Origin of the sequence: Xanthomonas massiliensis (genome assembly GCF_900018785.1) — a bacterium.
GTDB lineage: Bacteria > Pseudomonadota > Gammaproteobacteria > Xanthomonadales > Xanthomonadaceae > Xanthomonas_B > Xanthomonas_B massiliensis.
The window spans coordinates 957,099-972,864 of record NZ_FCOY01000007.1 but is presented as its reverse complement, the minus strand read 5'-3'; the positions used below and the strand labels follow the sequence as shown (position 1 = coordinate 972,864).

Annotated in this window: 16 protein-coding genes; 7 read left to right on the top strand and 9 right to left on the bottom strand. The window is 73.0% G+C overall.

What is annotated here, in order from left to right; all coding sequences use genetic code 11:
- Positions 1–2 precede the first annotated feature (2 nt).
- Genes BN3794_RS14440 through BN3794_RS14415 form a run of 6 tightly spaced genes read right to left on the bottom strand, consistent with a single transcriptional unit; the run spans position 3 to position 5,922 of the window.
- The gene (locus BN3794_RS14440) at positions 3–395 is read right to left on the bottom strand and encodes a Na+/H+ antiporter subunit G (protein ID WP_066098386.1); all 393 of its coding nucleotides are present in this window, start codon (positions 393–395) and stop codon (positions 3–5) included.
- Entirely contained in the window at positions 392–676 is a 285-nt protein-coding gene (locus tag BN3794_RS14435) for a K+/H+ antiporter subunit F (RefSeq protein ID WP_066098385.1), read from the bottom strand. The genes BN3794_RS14440 and BN3794_RS14435 overlap by 4 nt, the downstream gene beginning before the upstream one ends.
- Positions 673–1,179, bottom strand: coding sequence for a Na+/H+ antiporter subunit E (locus tag BN3794_RS14430; protein ID WP_066098383.1), 507 nt, complete (start codon positions 1,177–1,179; stop codon positions 673–675). Before BN3794_RS14430 ends, BN3794_RS14435 begins: the two co-directional genes overlap by 4 nt.
- Positions 1,176–2,708: a monovalent cation/H+ antiporter subunit D gene (locus BN3794_RS14425; RefSeq protein ID WP_066098381.1), complete on the bottom strand. Its 1,533-nt coding sequence runs from the start codon at positions 2,706–2,708 to the stop codon at positions 1,176–1,178. Before BN3794_RS14425 ends, BN3794_RS14430 begins: the two co-directional genes overlap by 4 nt.
- Positions 2,705–3,097 (bottom strand): Na+/H+ antiporter subunit C, encoded by a 393-nt coding sequence (locus BN3794_RS14420; RefSeq protein ID WP_066098379.1) that lies wholly within the window; start codon positions 3,095–3,097, stop codon positions 2,705–2,707. The genes BN3794_RS14425 and BN3794_RS14420 overlap by 4 nt, the downstream gene beginning before the upstream one ends.
- Positions 3,097–5,922: a monovalent cation/H+ antiporter subunit A gene (locus BN3794_RS14415; protein WP_066098377.1), complete on the bottom strand. Its 2,826-nt coding sequence runs from the start codon at positions 5,920–5,922 to the stop codon at positions 3,097–3,099. Before BN3794_RS14415 ends, BN3794_RS14420 begins: the two co-directional genes overlap by 1 nt.
- Before the next feature lie 99 nt (positions 5,923–6,021).
- Here BN3794_RS14415 and BN3794_RS14410 point away from each other — a divergent pair, with 99 nt between their 5' ends.
- Complete coding sequence (locus BN3794_RS14410) at positions 6,022–6,924, top strand: SDR family oxidoreductase (RefSeq protein ID WP_066098375.1); 903 nt, start codon at positions 6,022–6,024, stop codon at positions 6,922–6,924.
- 304 nt (positions 6,925–7,228) lie between these two features.
- Here BN3794_RS14410 and BN3794_RS14405 read toward each other — a convergent pair whose 3' ends face one another.
- The 3 genes from BN3794_RS14405 to BN3794_RS14395 form a co-directional block, all read right to left on the bottom strand.
- Positions 7,229–7,711 (bottom strand): Mpo1 family 2-hydroxy fatty acid dioxygenase, encoded by a 483-nt coding sequence (locus BN3794_RS14405; protein ID WP_066098373.1) that lies wholly within the window; start codon positions 7,709–7,711, stop codon positions 7,229–7,231.
- A gap of 56 nt (positions 7,712–7,767) precedes the next feature.
- On the bottom strand, positions 7,768–8,349 hold the full coding sequence (locus BN3794_RS14400; RefSeq protein WP_066098371.1) for a hypothetical protein: 582 nt from the start codon (positions 8,347–8,349) through the stop codon (positions 7,768–7,770).
- Positions 8,350–8,755: 406 nt separating this feature from the next.
- Complete coding sequence (locus BN3794_RS14395; RefSeq protein ID WP_066098369.1) at positions 8,756–9,682, bottom strand: phosphoribosylaminoimidazolesuccinocarboxamide synthase; 927 nt, start codon at positions 9,680–9,682, stop codon at positions 8,756–8,758.
- A gap of 153 nt (positions 9,683–9,835) precedes the next feature.
- Between BN3794_RS14395 and BN3794_RS14390 the strand changes: the two genes are divergently transcribed.
- The 6 genes from BN3794_RS14390 to trpE all read left to right on the top strand — a co-directional run bounded on the left by BN3794_RS14390 (position 9,836) and on the right by trpE (position 15,763).
- Positions 9,836–10,174 (top strand): J domain-containing protein, encoded by a 339-nt coding sequence (locus tag BN3794_RS14390; RefSeq protein WP_066098367.1) that lies wholly within the window; start codon positions 9,836–9,838, stop codon positions 10,172–10,174.
- A 16-nt stretch (positions 10,175–10,190) separates the two neighbouring features.
- Positions 10,191–10,877 (top strand): ribulose-phosphate 3-epimerase, encoded by a 687-nt coding sequence (gene rpe / locus BN3794_RS14385; protein ID WP_066098365.1) that lies wholly within the window; start codon positions 10,191–10,193, stop codon positions 10,875–10,877.
- Positions 10,874–11,356, top strand: a complete 483-nt coding sequence (locus BN3794_RS14380) for a GNAT family N-acetyltransferase (protein ID WP_066098363.1) — start codon at positions 10,874–10,876, stop codon at positions 11,354–11,356. Before rpe ends, BN3794_RS14380 begins: the two co-directional genes overlap by 4 nt.
- Positions 11,357–11,507: 151 nt before the next feature.
- On the top strand, positions 11,508–12,662 hold the full coding sequence (locus BN3794_RS14375; RefSeq protein ID WP_066098361.1) for a lactonase family protein: 1,155 nt from the start codon (positions 11,508–11,510) through the stop codon (positions 12,660–12,662).
- A 525-nt stretch (positions 12,663–13,187) separates the two neighbouring features.
- Positions 13,188–14,123: a lipid kinase YegS gene (yegS, locus tag BN3794_RS14370; protein ID WP_066098359.1), complete on the top strand. Its 936-nt coding sequence runs from the start codon at positions 13,188–13,190 to the stop codon at positions 14,121–14,123.
- A gap of 164 nt (positions 14,124–14,287) precedes the next feature.
- Complete coding sequence (trpE, locus tag BN3794_RS14365; RefSeq protein ID WP_066098357.1) at positions 14,288–15,763, top strand: anthranilate synthase component I; 1,476 nt, start codon at positions 14,288–14,290, stop codon at positions 15,761–15,763.
- The last annotated feature ends 3 nt before the right edge of the window (positions 15,764–15,766 follow it).

The window sequence follows — 15,766 nt, the reverse complement described above, 5'->3', positions numbered from 1 at the left end:
GCTCAATTGCGTTCGCGCGCGCCCTCGAGCTTCTCGCGCAGGTCCGGCGGCGGCATCCCGCCCTCGCGCGCCTCGTGGCCGGGCGGCAGGCGCGGGCGCCGTTGCAGGTACAGCGCCAGCGCGGCCTTGGACATCAGGTGCGCGCTGATCGGGGCGGTGATGAACAGGAAGGCGGTGATCAGCAGCTCGCGCGGCTGCGCATCCTCGCCCAGCAGCAGGTGGTAGCCGACCGAGGCCAGCAGCACGCAGCCCACCCCCAGCGTACTGGCCTTGGTCGGCGCGTGCAGGCGCTTGAAGAACTCGCCCAGCTTCACCAGGCCGAACGCGCCGAGCACGATGAAGCAGGTGCCGGCGATCAGCAGCGCGCCCAGCAGGTATTCGATCAGCGCGATCATTCGATGATGTCCCGGCGCATGACGTACTTGCTCAGCACCACGGTACTGACGAAGCCGAGCATGGCGATCACCAGCGCGGCCTCGAAGTAGATCGGCGAGTCCAGGTGCATGCCGAACAGCATCAGCTCGGCGATGGCGGTGGTCGAGAGCGTGTCCAGGGCGAGGATGCGGTCGGGCACCGTGGGCCCGCGCAGCAGCCGCCACAGCGCCATCAGCATGGCCAGGCCGACGGCGTGCATGCACGCCACGATGGTGGTTTCCATGAACAGGTGGCCGGTCACGGGAAGATCTCCATCAGCGGGGCCTCGTAGCGCGTCTTGATCTCGCGCACCAGGGCGTCGGGGTCGTCCAGGTGCAGCACGTGCACCAGCAGGTAGCGGCGGTCGTCCGACAGCGCCGCCGACACCGTGCCGGGGGTCAGGGTGATCATGCTGGTCAGCGCGGCGATGCCGTGGATGTTGGCGATGTCCAGCGGGATCCAGATGAAGCCCGGGTGCAGCCGCTTCTCCGGGCCCAGCACCTGCAGCGCCACGCGCACGTTGGAACGCACGATGTCCCAGGCGGTGATGCAGGCCAGGCGCGGCAGCGGGCGCAGCGTGCCGATGCGGGCGAACTCGCGGTCCAGGCGCGCGGCGAACAGCGGCAGCGCCACCCCCAGCGCCGCGCCCAGCAGCCAGGCGCCGGGGCCGAAGCTGTCGCTGAGCAGCAGCCAGAACACGAACACGGTGATGCTCAGCGGCGGCGACGGCAGCAGGCGGCGGTAGCGTGGCCTGGCCCGGCTCATGGCTGCCTCCATTGCTGCGCGGCCTGGCGCACCTGTTCGACGTAGGCCTGCGGCTGCAGCAGCTGCTGCGCCACCTGCCCGGCCTGGCGCATCAGCGGGCCGGCGGCCAGGGTCATCGCCAGCAGGTAGCCCAGCAGCCACACCGTGGCCACGGTCTCGGTGGTGCGCACCGGCGCGGGCGGCAGGGCGTCGGGGTCGTAGCCTTCGGGCATGCGCCAGAACAGGCGGATGCCGCCGCGGGTCAGCGCCACCACCAGCAGCAGGCTGCCGCCCAGCAGCGCAGTCCACGTCGCGGCGGTCCACGGCGACGGTATGGCCGCCAGCAGCGCGGCCTTGCCGATGAAGCCCGACAGCGGCGGCAGGCCGGCGATGGCGATGGCGCCGACCATGAACAGCGCGCCCGGCAGCGCGCGGCCGGGCAGCGCGGCGACGATGGCCTTGTCGTCGCCGGCCGCGCCGCGGCGGCGGCGCACCAGGTCGGCGACCAGGAACAGCGCCGCCGCGGCGAAGCAGCTGTGCGGCAGGTAGTACAGGCCGGCGGCCACGCTGGCGGCGTTGCCGACGGCGAAGGCCACGAACAGCGTGCCCGCCGAGAACACCACCAGCCACGCCACCAGCACGCGCAGGCGCACCGCCGCCAATGCCCCCAGCGCGGCCAGCGCCAGCGTGGCGACGCCGGCCCACAGCAGCGCCTGGCGGCCGAAGCCGGCCAGCGCCCCGGCCTGCGCGCCCAGCCACAGCGTGGTGATGCGCAGCACCGCGTACAGGCCGACCTTGGTCATGATCACGAACAGCGCGGCCACCGGTGCCGGCGCGCGCGCATAGGCCTCCGGCAGCCACAGGTGCAGCGGCACCAGCGCGGCCTTGGCGCAGAACACCAGCAGCAGCAGGCCCAGCGTCGCCCGCGCCAGCGGCACCTCGCTGGCCGGCAGCTGCGCCAGGCGCAGCGCCAGCTCGGCCATGTTGAGCGAGCCGAACAGCCCGTACAGCAGGCCCAGCGCGACCAGGAACAGGGTCGAGGCGGCGACGTTGACCACCACGTAGTGCAGGCCGATGCGCATGCGCAGGCCGCGCCCGCCACTCAGCAGCAGCCCGTAGGAGGCGATCAGCATCACCTCGAAGAACACGAACAGGTTGAAGATGTCGCCGGTCAGGAACGCGCCGTTCAGGCCCATCAGCTGGAACTGGAACAGGGCGTGGAAGTGCGGTGCGCGCCGGTCCCAGCCGGCGCAGGCGGCCAGCAGGCAGGGCGCGGCGAGCAGCACCGTGGTCGCCAGCATCCACGCCGACAGGCGGTCGGCGGTCAGGGCGATGCCCAGGCGCGCCGGCCAGTCGCCGAGCAGGTACACGTGCACGCTGCCGTCGGCGGTGGCGGCGAACAGCGCGGCCACCGCCGCGGCCAGCGCGGCCAGCGCCAGCCAGGCCACGGTGCGGCGCGTGCGCCGCCCGTAGCGGCGGTGCTCGACGAACAGCGATGCCGCCGCGCCCAGCATCGGGATCAGCACCGGCAGGATCGGCAGGTGGTTCATCGCCGCGCCTCCGCCGCCGCGTCGCCATCCTCCGGCGGCGGCGCCTCCTCGCCGCTGGCGCGCGCATCGACCTCGTCGCTGCGGTTGTCCGCGCGCGAGCGCATGGCCAGCACCAGGCATACCGCGGTCATGGCGAAGGAGATCACGATCGCGGTGAGCACCAGCGCCTGCGGCACCGGGTCGACATGGTGGGCCAGGTCGCTGGCCACCCCTTCGCGCAGCACCGGCGCGGCGCCCACGCGCAGGCGCCCGCCGGCGAAGATCAGCAGGTTGGTGGCGTAGGACAGGAAGGTCATGCCGAGGATGACGTCGAAACTGCGCGCGCGCAGCAGCAGGTAGATGCCGATCGCGGCGAGTACGCCGATCGCCGAGGCCAGCGCCAGCTCCATCAGTGCACCTCCCCGGTCCGCGCCGAGCGCTGCCGCGGGTCGATCGTGCCGCGTTGCGAGCTGCGCGTGCGCGAGGGCTTGATCGTGCCGAGCATGGACAGCATCAGCATGGTCGCGCCGAACACCACCAAGGACACGCCGGTGTCGAAGCCCAGGGCGCTGGCCAGGTCCACCTCGCCGACCAGCGGCAGGTGCAGCGCGAGGTGGCCGCTGGTCAGGAACGGCACCCCGAACAGCATCGAGGCCGCGCCGCTGCCCAGGGCGACCAGCAGCCCGGTGCCGACCAGGCGGATGTAGTCGAAGCCGAAGCGCGACTCCACCGAGGCCGCGCCCTGGATCACGTACTGGGTCAGCAGCGGCACCGCCAGCACCAGGCCGGCGATGAAGCCGCCGCCGGGCGCGTTATGCCCGCGCAGGAACAGGAAGATCGACACGGTGAGGGTGAGCGGGAACATGATCTGGGCCAGGTCGGCCGGCACCGGCAGCTTCACCGGCGGGCCCGGCATGATCTTCTCCGGCGCCAGCCGCGCGCGCCGCAGCAGCGCGTGCACGACCAGCCCGGCGATGGCGAACACGGTGATCTCGCCGAAGGTGTCGAAACCGCGGAAGTCCACCAGGATCACGTTGACCACGTTGTGGCCCCAGGCCTGCGGCAGGGCGCGCGCCAGCAGCTCGCCGGCCAGGGCGTCGTGCGCGGGGCGGGTCATCATCGCGTAGGCCAGCGCCGCCAGGCCGGCGCCGACCGCCACCGCCAGCACCGCGTCGCGGCCGCGCCGCGCGCGCGAGGGTTCGGGCGGGGAGTCCTCGGGCAGGTAGTTCAGCGCCAGCAGCATCAGCGCCAGGGTGACCATCTCCACCAGCAGCTGGGTCAGCGCCAGGTCCGGGGCCGACAGGAACACGAAGGTCAGGCTCACCGCCAGGCCGGTGCCGCCCAGCACCAGCACCGCCAGCAGGCGCAGCCGGTACAGGAACAGGCTGGCCAGCGCGCACGCCAGCATCAGCCCCCACAGCGCCCAGCCCAGCGGCGGCATCGGCTGCGGCGCGCGCCAGGCCTGCCAGCCGTCGCTGCCCAGCAATGGCAGCGCGGCGACCATCAGCGCGGTGGCGACCAGGGCCAGCAGCATGCGCTGCAGGCCGCGCCCTGCGATCAGGCGCGTCAGCCGGGTCGCGGCCAGGTAGCCGGCATCGAGCAACGCGGTGAAGGCGGCCTTGCCCTGCGAGTGGTATTCCACCGCGCGCAGGTCGAACCAGCGCCGCAGTCCCAGGTACAGCGCCACGCCCAGGGCGATGCCGGCCAGGCTCATCGCCAGCGGCGCGTTCCAGCCGTGCCACACCGCCAGGCTGTAGTCGGGCAGCGCCTGGCCGAGGATGGCCCCGGCGCCGGCATGCAGTGCCGGGGCGATGGTCCAGGCCGGGGCCACGCCGACCGCCACGCACACCACCACCAGCACCTCCACCGGTACGCGCATCCAGCGCGCCGGTTCGTGCGGGGTGTGGCGCAGCCCGCGCGGGCCGGTGCCGAAGAAGGTCTCGTAGACGAAGCGCAGGCTGTAGGCCACCGCCAGCGCGCCGTAGGCCAGCGCCACGCAGGCGATGACGAAGCGCAGCTTCGGCGCGTCCGTGTCCAGCGCGCTGGTGAAGAACATCTCCTTGGACAGGAAGCCGTTGAGCAGCGGGATCCCGGCCATCGCCAGCGAGGCGACGATCGCCAGCGCGCTGGTGTAGGGCATCAGCCGGCGCAGGTTGCCGAGCCGGCGCATGTCGCGCGTGCCGCATTCGTGGTCGATGATGCCGGCGGCCATGAACAGCGAGCACTTGAACACGGCGTGGTTGAGCACGTGGAACACGCCGGCCACCACCGCCATCGGCGTGGACAGGCCGAACAGCAGGGTGATCAGGCCGAGGTTGGAGATGGTCGAATAGGCCAGCAGTCCCTTCAGGTCCTGCTGGAAGAACGCCTGCCAGGCGCCGAACAGCAGCGTGGCCGCGCCGACGCCGGTGACCGTGTACAGGAACAGGTCGGTGCCCGACAGCGCCGGGTACAGCCGCGCCAGCAGGAACACGCCGGCCTTCACCATCGTCGCCGAGTGCAGGTAGGCCGATACCGGCGTCGGCGCGGCCATCGCGTGCGGTAGCCAGAACTGGAACGGCACCTGCGCGCTCTTGGTGAACACGCCGGCCAGCACCAGCGCCAGCACCGCCGGGTACAGCGCACTGGCGCGGATCGCATCGCCGGCGGCCAGCACCGCGCCCAGCTCGTAGCTGCCGACGATGCGGCCGATCAGCAATACCCCGCCGAGCAGCGCCAGGCCGCCGGCGCCGGTGATCACCAGCGCCATGCGCGCGCCCTCGCGCGCGTCGCGGCGATGCGTCCAGAACCCGATCAGCAGGAACGAGCTGAGGCTGGTCAGCTCCCAGAACACCACCATCAGCAGCAGGTTGCCGGCCAGCACCACGCCGAGCATCGCGCCCATGAACAGCAGCAGGTAGGCGTAGAAGCGCGACATCGAATCGCGCGCGGCCAGGTAGTAGCGCGCGTACAGCACCACCAGCGCACCGATCGCCAGCACCAGGCCGGCGAACATCCACGCCAGCCCGTCCAGGCGCAACGTGAATGCCAGGCCAATCTGCGGCACCCAGGCATGGCTGCTGCGCGGCACCGCGCCGGCCAGCACCTGCGGGGTGAGCGCGGCCAGCAGCGCCAGCCCGCCCAGCGGCGCGAGCGCGGCCAGCCACGCACAGGCCGTGCGCGGCAGGCGATGGGCGAGGGCCACGAGCAGCGCCGCCAGGAACGGCAACGCCAGCAGGAGATCGAGTGGGGACATGCAGGAGATCCGTTGATCTGCGAGCAGTGGCGGCCAGTCTAGCAGTCGTTTCCTGAGCGGCCCGCTCACGCGCGCCGCCGGCTCGCCTATGCTGCGGCGATGGACCGCCCGTCGCCCCCGCCTTCCAATCGCCGCGCGCTGGTGTTCGGCGGCAGTGGCCAGATCGGCATGCCGCTGGTCGGCGAGCTGCTGGCCGGCGGCTGGTCGGTGGCCGCGGTGTCGCGGCACCCGCGGACCGCCCTGCCGGGCCTGGACTGGCTGGCCGGCGACCTGGCCACGTTGCCGGCACCGCCGGGGCGGTTCGATGCGATCTTCAGCTGCGGCCCGCTGGATCACTTCGCGCGCTGGTACGCGCGGGCGGCCACCGGCACGGCGCGGGTGGTGGCGTTCGGCTCCACCAGCGTGACGGTCAAGGCCGGCTCGGCCGATGCCGGCGAGCGCGACGTGGCCGCGCGCCTGGGCGAGGCCGAGGCCACCGTGCTGCGCGTGGCCGGCGGGCGCGGTGCGGCGGCCACGGTGCTGCGGCCCACGCTGGTGTACGGTGCCGGCCGCGACCGCACCCTGGCGGCGATCGCGGCGCTGGCGAGGCGCACCGGGCATTTCGCGCTGCCGCGCTCGGCCACCGGGCGGCGCCAGCCGGTGCACGTGCAGGACCTGGCGCGGGCGGCGCTGGCGGTGCTCGATGCGCCCGTCACCGGCGGGCGCCGCTATGAACTCGGCGGTGGCGAGGTGCTGGCCTACCGCGAGATGGTGGCGCGGGTGCTGGACGGCCTGGCGCCGCCGGCGCGGCTGCACCTGCTGCCCGACGCGCTGTTCGCGCTGCTGCTGGCGGGCGCCCATGCCGGCGGCCGCCTGCGCGGCCTCAACCGGGCGGCACTGGCGCGGATGCGCCAGGACCTGGTGTTCGACCTGGCGCCGGCCCGCACCGACTTCGGCTATGCCCCGCGCGCCTTCGTCGCCGCCGACGCGGTGCCGCGTGCCGGTACGACCGGAGGAGGATGAGGCCGCCCGGCCCTTGCGGCCCGGCCACGGGCGGCGGCGGGTCCGCCGGCGGGAAGCGCCGGCCGCGATCGCGCAGGCGCCGTCTCCGTGGCGCCCGTCGCGCGGGAGGGACAACGGGAAGCGCAACAGTGAAGGCTCCGGTCCGCGGCCACGGCCCGGATCCCCGGCACCGTGGCCGGTGCCCCGTGTCGTGTGCCACTCGCCGGTGGATCTTGGCGGATACAGGCCAGGCGCGGCCGGTCGGTCGGGACGTGGCCGCGTGCCGGCCGGTCCCGGGCGCCCGACACGCGAGCCCCGCGCCGCGCTAGTAGCGCCAGCCCAGCGCCCGGTAGGCCTTGGCCAGCACCCAGGCCGGGCCGATCAGCAGGTAGGTCAGGTCGGTGAGGAAGCTCGGCCGCCTTCCCTCCAGGTGGTGGCCGAGGAACTGCGCGATCCAGGCCGCCACGAACACGCCGGCGCCCAGCATCGCCACGCCGCCGATGCCGATGTGCGCCTCCAGCAGCCGGCACAGGCAGGCCGAGAAGAAGAAGAACGCGAGCATGCCGTAGCCGAGCGGGCGCGAGAGGCGGTTGTAGAAGGTCCAGGCCACGAACATGGCGAACGCGGCCCACACCCCGGAGGTGAACCAGGTGCCGAACACCGGGATGCACCACAGCAGCGCCACCACCGACCACAGGATGGCCGGCACCGCGACCACGTGGATGGCCTGGTTCACCGGATTGCGGTGGTCGTCGGAGTAGCTGGCGAAGTAGCGCTCGAGCGGCCGCGCGGCGGGACTGGCGTTCATCGTTCCCTCCCAGGAATCGGCAGGCCAGCATAGCGCCAACCCGGCCGCGGCACGGGTCAATGCCGGCCGGGACCGCCGGGCGGGTCCTGGCCCGGGTATTGCCGGCCGGCGCGGCGTTCGGCCAGCTGCCGCCGTTCCTCTTCGGAGCAGGGAAGATCGAGCGCGCCGGTCGCGCCGAGCAGGAAGGCGGCGAGCTTCGAGCGGAACGCCCAGGTCTGCTGGACCGGGCCGCCGTCGGGCATCCAGGCGCGGTCGAAGCGGGTGGAACGATGTTCGATCGGTGGCGGCCGCTCCCACAGCTTGCGCGCCTGGACGGGTTCGCCGGCGGCGACGTCCGCGGGAATCGACAGATCGAGCGCGGCGGACTGGCCATGGGGACGGTGTTCGCCGGCCGGCCCGGATGCCACCTCATCCGCAGGCCGGGCCGGGGATGCCGCGGGCGTGGCGGTCCGTGCCGTTGCGTGCGCCGGCCCGCTTGCCGGTGCAGCGGCTGTCGGCGCGGCAATGGCGATTTCCCGGGGCTGCGGTTGCAGCCGCCGCAGCTCGAAACGCAGGGCCGGGTCGGCGGCCGCGGAAGGCAGGCGCGGATGCTGCAGAAGCCAGTGCAATGCGAACAGATGCAGGACGAGCACCAGCATCGCGACGAATGCTTTCCGGGCCATTCCTCCCCGGTTGTCGGTGCGCGCCCGGTCGCCCCTGGCGGGGGCGGTCCGGCACGAACACCGGTGGGCTCCGGAAGTACGTCGTACAAGCCGTCGTCCCGGGCATGGCGGATGTGCGAACGTATGTCGCCGCGATTAGAAGCGCGTTATCCGGCGCGGCCCGCACGGCGTTGGCAATGGAAGTACGCGATGCCCGCGACTCGACTGTTTGCCCAAAGCCTCTCCCCTTGCGAGGCAGGGGGAGGTTGGGAGGAGGTAGGTTCCAGCCAGAAGCACCCTTCCCCTACGCGCTGCGCGCGCAAGGGAAGGGACCCGGACGTCGCCACCCGGGTCGAGGGGATTGCGTCGCGGCAGGTTGCCCTCGCTCGAGCCGGGCGGGGACTCAGTCCACCGAGATGCCCGCCAGCCGCTGCAATGCCTCGGCGTACTTGGCGCGGGTGCGCTCGATCACCTCGGCCGGCAACTTCGGCCCGGGCGCGGTCTTGTCCCAGTCCAGCGTCTCCAGGTAGTCGCGCACGAACTGCTTGTCGTAGCTCGGCGGGCTGATGCCGACCTGGTACTGGTCGGCCGGCCAGTAGCGCGAGGAATCCGGGGTGAGCATCTCGTCCATGATGTACAGGCGGCCGTTGGCGTCGGTACCGAACTCGAACTTGGTGTCGGCCAGCAGGATGCCGCGCCCGGCGGCGTACTCGGCGGCGTACTGGTAGATGCGCAAGGTCGCATCGCGCACCCGCTCGGCCAGCTCGCCGCCGACCAGCCGCACCATCGCGTCGAAATCGATGTTCTCGTCGTGGTCGCCCACCGCCGCCTTGGTGGACGGGGTGAAGATCGGCTCGGGCAGCTTCTCGGCCTGGCGCAGGCCGTCGGGCAGGACGATGCCGCCGACCTTGCCGGTGCGCTGGTAGTCCTTCCAGCCGCTGCCGATCAGATACCCGCGGGCGATCGCCTCCACCGGCACCGGCTTGAGCTTGCGGGTGACCACCGAGCGCTTCAGGTACGGCGTCGGGTCCACGCCGGCCGGCAGCACGCTGGCCACGTCGATGCCGGTGAGGTGGTTGGGCATCAGGTGCGCGGTCTTGCCGAACCAGAAGTTGGAGATCTGGCACAGCATCTCGCCCTTGCCCGGGATCGGGTCGGGCAGCACCACGTCGAAGGCGGAGAGCCGGTCGGTGGCCACCATCAGCAGGTAGTCGCCGGGCGGGGTGCCCGCGGGCAGGCGTTCGCGGGGGAGTTCGAAGACATCGCGGACCTTGCCACGGTGACGCAGCGGCAGACCGGGGAGATCCGCTTCCAGCAGGTACGGGCGCAACGGCGGGGTCGACACGGGCACTCCTTGACTGGCATGGACGCCGTCCGGGACCCGGGGGCCCGCGGAACCGGCGGGCCGCCTAGTGTACGGCGGCGGACCGGCGCTGTGACGGTAGAATGGCCGCCCACGTCACGCTCCGCCGGATACCGCCCGATGCGCTGGTACGGAAAGCTGCTCGGTCTCGTCGCCGGTGTGCTGCTGCTGCGCGCCAGCCCCCTGTTCGGCGCCGCCCTCGGCCTGCTGCTGGGCCACGCCTACGACGCCGGCTGGTTCCGCCGCCCCGAGGCGGCGCCCGATCCCTACCGCACGCTCGGCCTGGACCGGCAGGCCAGCGACGAGCAGGTCGATCGCGCCTACCGGCGGCTGATGTCGCAGTACCACCCCGACCGCGTCGCCCAGGCCGCTCCGGAACTGCGCGAGCTGGCCGAGCGCCGCGCGCGCGAGATCAACGCCGCCTACTCGCGCATCAAGTCCGGGCGCCGTTCCCGCTGATTTCCCGAGGTCCTCCATGTCCGACTGCATCATCGCCCCGTCCATCCTCTCGGCCGATTTCGCCCGCCTCGGCGAGGAGGTCGACAACGTCCTCGCCGCCGGTGCCGACTGGGTCCACTTCGACGTGATGGACAACCACTACGTGCCCAACCTGACCATCGGCCCGATGGTGTGCCAGGCGCTGCGCGGCCACGGCGTCACCGCGCCGATCGACGTGCACCTGATGGTCGAGCCGGTGGACCGCCTGGTGCCGGATTTCGCCGCCGCCGGCGCCAGCACCATCAGCTTCCATCCCGAGGCCAGCCGCCACGTGCACCGCACCATCCAGCTGATCCGCGCCCAGGGCTGCCAGGCCGGGCTGGTGCTCAACCCGGCCACGCCGGTGGACGTGCTCGACTGGGTGCTCGAGGACCTGGACCTGGTGATGCTGATGTCGGTCAATCCCGGCTTCGGCGGCCAGAGCTTCATCCCCTCCACGCTGGACAAGCTGCGCCAGGTGCGGCGCCGGATCGACGCCAGCGGCCGCGCGGTGCGGCTGGAAGTGGACGGCGGCATCAAGGTGGACAACATCGGCGCGGTCGCCGCCGCCGGCGCGGACACCTTCGTCGCCGGCTCGGCGATCTTCCGCGAGCCGCGCACCCGCCAGGCCTACGCGGCCACCATCGCCGGGATGCGGGCGGCGGTGGCGGAGGCGGTGCGATGAGCGATCCGCAGGTACGCGCGGCGGTCCCGGACGACGTGGCGGTGATCGGCGCGCTGGTCCGCGAACTGGCGGCCTACGAGCGCGAGCCCGAGGCCGCCCGCGCCAGCGACGCCCAGCTGCACGCGGCGCTGTTCGATCCCGGCCACGTCGCCCATGCGCTGGTGTGCGAGCTCGACGGCGAGGTGGTCGGGCTGGCGCTGTACTTCCACAACTTCTCCACCTGGACCGGGCGGCCGGGCCTCTACCTGGAGGACCTGTTCGTGCGCGAGTCCGCGCGCGGCCGCGGCGCCGGCCTGGCGCTGCTGCGCGCGCTGGCGCGCCAGGCCGTGGCCGAGGGCTGCGGCCGCTTCGAATGGTCGGTGCTGGACTGGAACGCGCCGGCCATCGCCTTCTACCGGCAGGTGGGCGCCCGGCCGATGGACGAATGGACCGTGTTCCGCCTCGACGGCCAGGCACTGCACGATTTCGCCGCCGGTTGAGCGCGGCATCCCGGCGAGGTGCCGAGAGCATGCCCCTGCGCGCGGCCGTGCCCGGTGCCGCGACTGGGCGACCGGCTTCCCGCTGGCCGCGTGCCCGGGCGATGGATAATCGGCCTTCCATCCCGCCGGTCGCGCCGCGGAGGCCGCCCCCATGCTGCGTTTCCTGCTGATGTCCGCCCTCACCTCGATGCCGGCCGCCGCCGCCCCGCTGGACCTGCTGGTCGGCGCCTACACCACGGCCGACGCCGCCGCGCCGGGCATCTACGTGTATCGCTTCGATGCCGCCCGCGGGCGGTTGTCGGCCACGCCGGCGCAGGCGGTGGCCGCGCGCAATCCCTCGTGGCTGGTGGTGGCGCCGGACGGGCGCAACGTCTACGCGGTCAACGAGAACGGCGCGGGCGATGCCGATCCGGTCGGCCGGGTCAGCCGCCTGGAGCTGGACGCGCGCCATCGCCTGGTCGTGCGCGAGAGCGTCGCCTCGCTGTCGGACCATCCCACCCATGCGTCGCTGGCGCCCGACGGCCGCTACCTGTTCGTGGCCAACTACTCGGTCCAGGCCCATCCCGGCGGCCTGCTGGCGGTGGTGCCGCTGGACGCGCACGGCCGGCTGCGGCCGGTGACGCAGGTGGCCGCCTACCAGGCCAGCGCGGTGGACCCGCAACGCCAGGCCTCCAGCCACGTCCACGCCGCCGCGCTCACCCCGGACGGCCGCTACGTGCTGGTCGCCGATCTCGGCGGCGATCGCCTCTACCGTTATCGCTACGCGCCGGCCGACCACCCCGAGCACCCGCTGGTGCCGGCCGATCCGCCGTTCCTGGCCCTGCCGCCGGGCAGCGGGCCACGCCACCTGGCCTTCTCCGCGGACGGGCGCCGCGCCTGGCTGACCCTGGAAATGCGCGGCCAGGTGGCCGAACTGGACCTGCGCGACGGGCGGCTGGCGCTGGGCGCGATCCACGACCTGCACGCGGCCGGTTTCGCCGGCACCGACGGTGCCGGCGCCCTGCACCTGTCCGCGGACGGGCGCTTCCTCTACGTGGTCAATCGCGGCGAGGACAACCGCATCGTGGTGTTCGCGGTCGATCCGGACGACGGCCACCTGACCCGGCTGCAGGCACGCGATACCGACGGCGCCAATGCGCGTGAATTCACCTTCAGCCCCGATGGCCGGTTCCTGCTGATCGCGGTGCAGGGGGCCGACGCCATCGTCGTGGTCCAGCGCGATCCGGCCACCGGCCTGCTCGGCCCGACGGTGCAGCGCGTGGCCGTGCATGCCCCGGCGTTCCTGCAGTTCCTGCCGCCGCGCTGAGCGGCGCGCCTCGCACCGCCCGGCCGGGCGCCGGCGCGGCACATCCCGTTCCGGTCCATTCCGGCACCGGACAGGGCCGGTCCGCGGATGCGTGGGTCCGATCATCCTGCCTTGGCGCCATCGCTTCGGTACCCGCGCCGGGCGATGCCGGTGCGGGCCAGGCCAGGCGGCCGGTGCGACGGCGCCGACGCGGTGGCCCGCCATGGTGACGCTTCGGCACGCGTTCCCGGTCCCGCTGCCTGGAACCGCGCTCCCGCCCGGGTCGGGCCGGCCTCGGGCCGTTGCCGGAGAATGCATGCGGCCGGCGCGGACCGTCCCCGATCGGGGACGGCGAAAAAAAGACGACCCCGCGCCGGGGAGACGCGGGGCCGGAAATTCAAATGGAGGCTTATCCTGCCTCCGCCCGTCGTCCCTGCTATGGCCTTCCATGTTCCGGGCCGACGATGACGGCACGATGACAGCGGTTCACGGCCACCCGGCGGCGCCGGTGCTACCGTGCGCGCCGCTTCCCCACGGAGATCGTCCATGTCGTGCCCGCGCTGGTTCCTGATCCTCAACGGCAAGGCCGCCGGCAACCCGGGCGTGCGCGCCGCCGTGCACGCACTGCGCCAACGCGGGGTGGACCTGCAGGTGCGGGTGACCTGGGAAGCGGGGGACGAGGCGCGCTGGGTGGACGAGGCGGTGGCCGCGGCGGCCGACACGATCATCGCCGGCGGTGGCGACGGCACCCTCGGAGCGGTCGCCGGGGCGATGGCGCGGCGCGAGGAGCGCGCCGAGGCGTTGCCGACGCTGGGCGTGCTGCCGCTGGGCACCGCCAACGACTTCGCCGCCGCCGCGCAACTGCCGGTCGCGCCGGCCGAGGCGCTGGCGCTGGTCGAGGCGGCGCCGGCCGTGGCCATCGACCTGCTGCGCGTGCGCGGCGACGGGCACACGCGCTGGTGCATCAACATGGTCAGCGGCGGCTTCGGCACCGAGGTCACCCGCGACACCGACGAGCGCCTGAAGAAGGCGCTGGGCGGCTTCGCCTACTTCCTCACCGGGCTGACCCGGCTGGGCCGCATCGAGCCGATCCAGGCCCGCCTCCACGGCGAGGATTTCGCCTGGGACGGCGGCTTCGTCGCCCTGGGCATCGGCAACGGGCGCCAGGCCGGCGGCGGCCAGGTGCTGTGCCCGCAGGCGTGCATCGATGACGGCGAGATCGCACTGACGGTCATCCCGGACCTGCAGGACGTGGTCGGCACCCTGGGCAAGCTGGTCGCCGACGGCCAGCAGGCCGCGCTGGAACACGCCGCCGTGCGCGTGGCGCTGGCGGCGCTGGCGGTGGACGCGCCGCAGGCGCTGACCCTCAACCTCGACGGCGAACCGCTCGCCGCGCGGCATTTCGAGGTCGCCTGCGACCCCGGCCGGGTGCGCATGCACCTGCCGCCCGACTGCCCGCTGCTGGCCGCCGCCGCGGCCTGATCCCGCTGCGATCCGGGCCATGTTGCGGTACAGTAAAACGGTGTCCGCGCTGACGACCCCGCGCTCCTTTCCTTCCGCTTGCCGCGCGTGGCGATGGCGGCCCGTCGCCGTCGTCCGTGCCGCCACTTCTTCCCGCACGGGAAGTCCCCGGAAGGAATATCGCCTTGATCACGCCCGAGCAGTTCCAGCAGCAGGCCGCTGAAGGCCACAACCGCATCCCCGTCGTCCGCGAAGTGCTGTCCGACCTGGACACGCCGCTTTCGGTCTATCTGAAGCTCGCCGACGGCCCCTACACCTACCTGTTCGAGTCGGTCGAGGGCGGCGAGCGCTTCGGCCGCTATTCGATCATCGGCCTGCCGGCGCGGCGCGTGTACGCCTTCCGCGGCCACACCCTGCAGACCCTGGACTACGGCGAGGTCACCGACAGCCGCCACGTCGACGATCCGCTGGCCGAGGTCGAGCGCCTGCGCGCGGCCTGGTCGGTGCCGCGCATCGAGGATCTCCCGGGCTTCGCCGGCGGCCTGGTGGGCTGGTTCGGCTTCGAGTGCGTGGAGTACATCGAGCCGCGGCTGGGCCACAGCGACGCCCCCGACGAACTGGGCACCCCGGACATCCTGCTGATGCTGTCCGAGGAACTGGCGGTGTTCGACAACCTCAAGGGCCGGCTGTACCTGATCGTGCACGCCGACCCGGCGCAGCCGCAGGCCTGGGTGCGCGCCAACCGCCGCCTGGACGAACTCGCCCACCGCCTGCGCCAGGCCGGGGCCGGCTACCCGCAGACGCAGTCGGCCGAGGCCATCGACGAGGCCGATTTCCGCTCCTCCTTCAGCCGCGAGCAGTACCACGACGTGGTGCGCCGCGCGCAGGAGCACATCCGCGCCGGCGACATCTTCCAGGTGGTGCCCAGCCAGCGCCTGCGGGTGCCGTTCCGCGCCCGCCCGGTGGACGTGTACCGGGCGCTGCGCGCGCTCAACCCGTCGCCGTACATGTACTTCATCGACGTCGGCGGCACCCAGGTGGTCGGTTCCTCGCCGGAAATCCTGGCGCGCCTGCAGGGCGGCACGGTGACGGTGCGGCCGATCGCCGGCACCCGCCGCCGCGGCAGCACGGCGGAGGAGGACAAGGCGCTGGAGGCCGAGCTGCTGGCCGACCCGAAGGAGCGCGCCGAGCACGTGATGCTGATCGACCTGGGCCGCAACGACGTCGGCCGGGTCGCCGAGCCGGGCACGGTGCAGGTCACCGCCTCGTTCGTGATCGAGCGCTACAGCCACGTCATGCACATCGTCAGCGAGGTCACCGGCACGCTGAAGGCCGGGCTGAGCTACATGGACGTGCTGCGCGCCACCTTCCCGGCCGGCACCGTGTCCGGCGCGCCCAAGGTGCGCGCGCTGGAGATCATCCGCGAGCTGGAGCCGGTCAAGCGCAACGTCTATTCCGGCGCGGTCGGCTACATCGGCTGGCACGGCGATGCCGATACCGCCATCGCCATCCGCACCGCCGTCATCCAGGACGGCCACCTGTACGTGCAGGCCGGCGGCGGCGTGGTCTACGACTCCGACCCGGACCTGGAATGGAAGGAGACCATGAACAAGGGCCGCGCGCTGTTCCGCGCCGTGGCGCAGGCGGCCAAGGGACTCTGAGCA

Bases quoted from the DNA above. Each gene is read 5' to 3' on its own strand.
- BN3794_RS14440 (WP_066098386.1), bottom strand. From the start codon at position 395: ATGATCGCGCTGATCGAATACCTGCTGGGCGCGCTGCTGATCGCCGGC.
- BN3794_RS14430 (WP_066098383.1), bottom strand. From the start codon at position 1,179: ATGAGCCGGGCCAGGCCACGCTACCGCCGCCTGCTGCCGTCGCCGCCG.
- BN3794_RS14425 (WP_066098381.1), bottom strand. From the start codon at position 2,708: ATGAACCACCTGCCGATCCTGCCGGTGCTGATCCCGATGCTGGGCGCG.
- BN3794_RS14420 (WP_066098379.1), bottom strand. From the start codon at position 3,097: ATGGAGCTGGCGCTGGCCTCGGCGATCGGCGTACTCGCCGCGATCGGC.
- BN3794_RS14415 (WP_066098377.1), bottom strand. From the start codon at position 5,922: ATGTCCCCACTCGATCTCCTGCTGGCGTTGCCGTTCCTGGCGGCGCTG.
- BN3794_RS14410 (WP_066098375.1), top strand. From the start codon at position 6,022: ATGGACCGCCCGTCGCCCCCGCCTTCCAATCGCCGCGCGCTGGTGTTC.
- BN3794_RS14405 (WP_066098373.1), bottom strand. From the start codon at position 7,711: ATGAACGCCAGTCCCGCCGCGCGGCCGCTCGAGCGCTACTTCGCCAGC.
- BN3794_RS14400 (WP_066098371.1), bottom strand. From the start codon at position 8,349: ATGCTGGTGCTCGTCCTGCATCTGTTCGCATTGCACTGGCTTCTGCAG.
- BN3794_RS14390 (WP_066098367.1), top strand. From the start codon at position 9,836: ATGCGCTGGTACGGAAAGCTGCTCGGTCTCGTCGCCGGTGTGCTGCTG.
- rpe (WP_066098365.1), top strand. From the start codon at position 10,191: ATGTCCGACTGCATCATCGCCCCGTCCATCCTCTCGGCCGATTTCGCC.
- BN3794_RS14380 (WP_066098363.1), top strand. From the start codon at position 10,874: ATGAGCGATCCGCAGGTACGCGCGGCGGTCCCGGACGACGTGGCGGTG.
- BN3794_RS14375 (WP_066098361.1), top strand. From the start codon at position 11,508: ATGCTGCGTTTCCTGCTGATGTCCGCCCTCACCTCGATGCCGGCCGCC.
- yegS (WP_066098359.1), top strand. From the start codon at position 13,188: ATGTCGTGCCCGCGCTGGTTCCTGATCCTCAACGGCAAGGCCGCCGGC.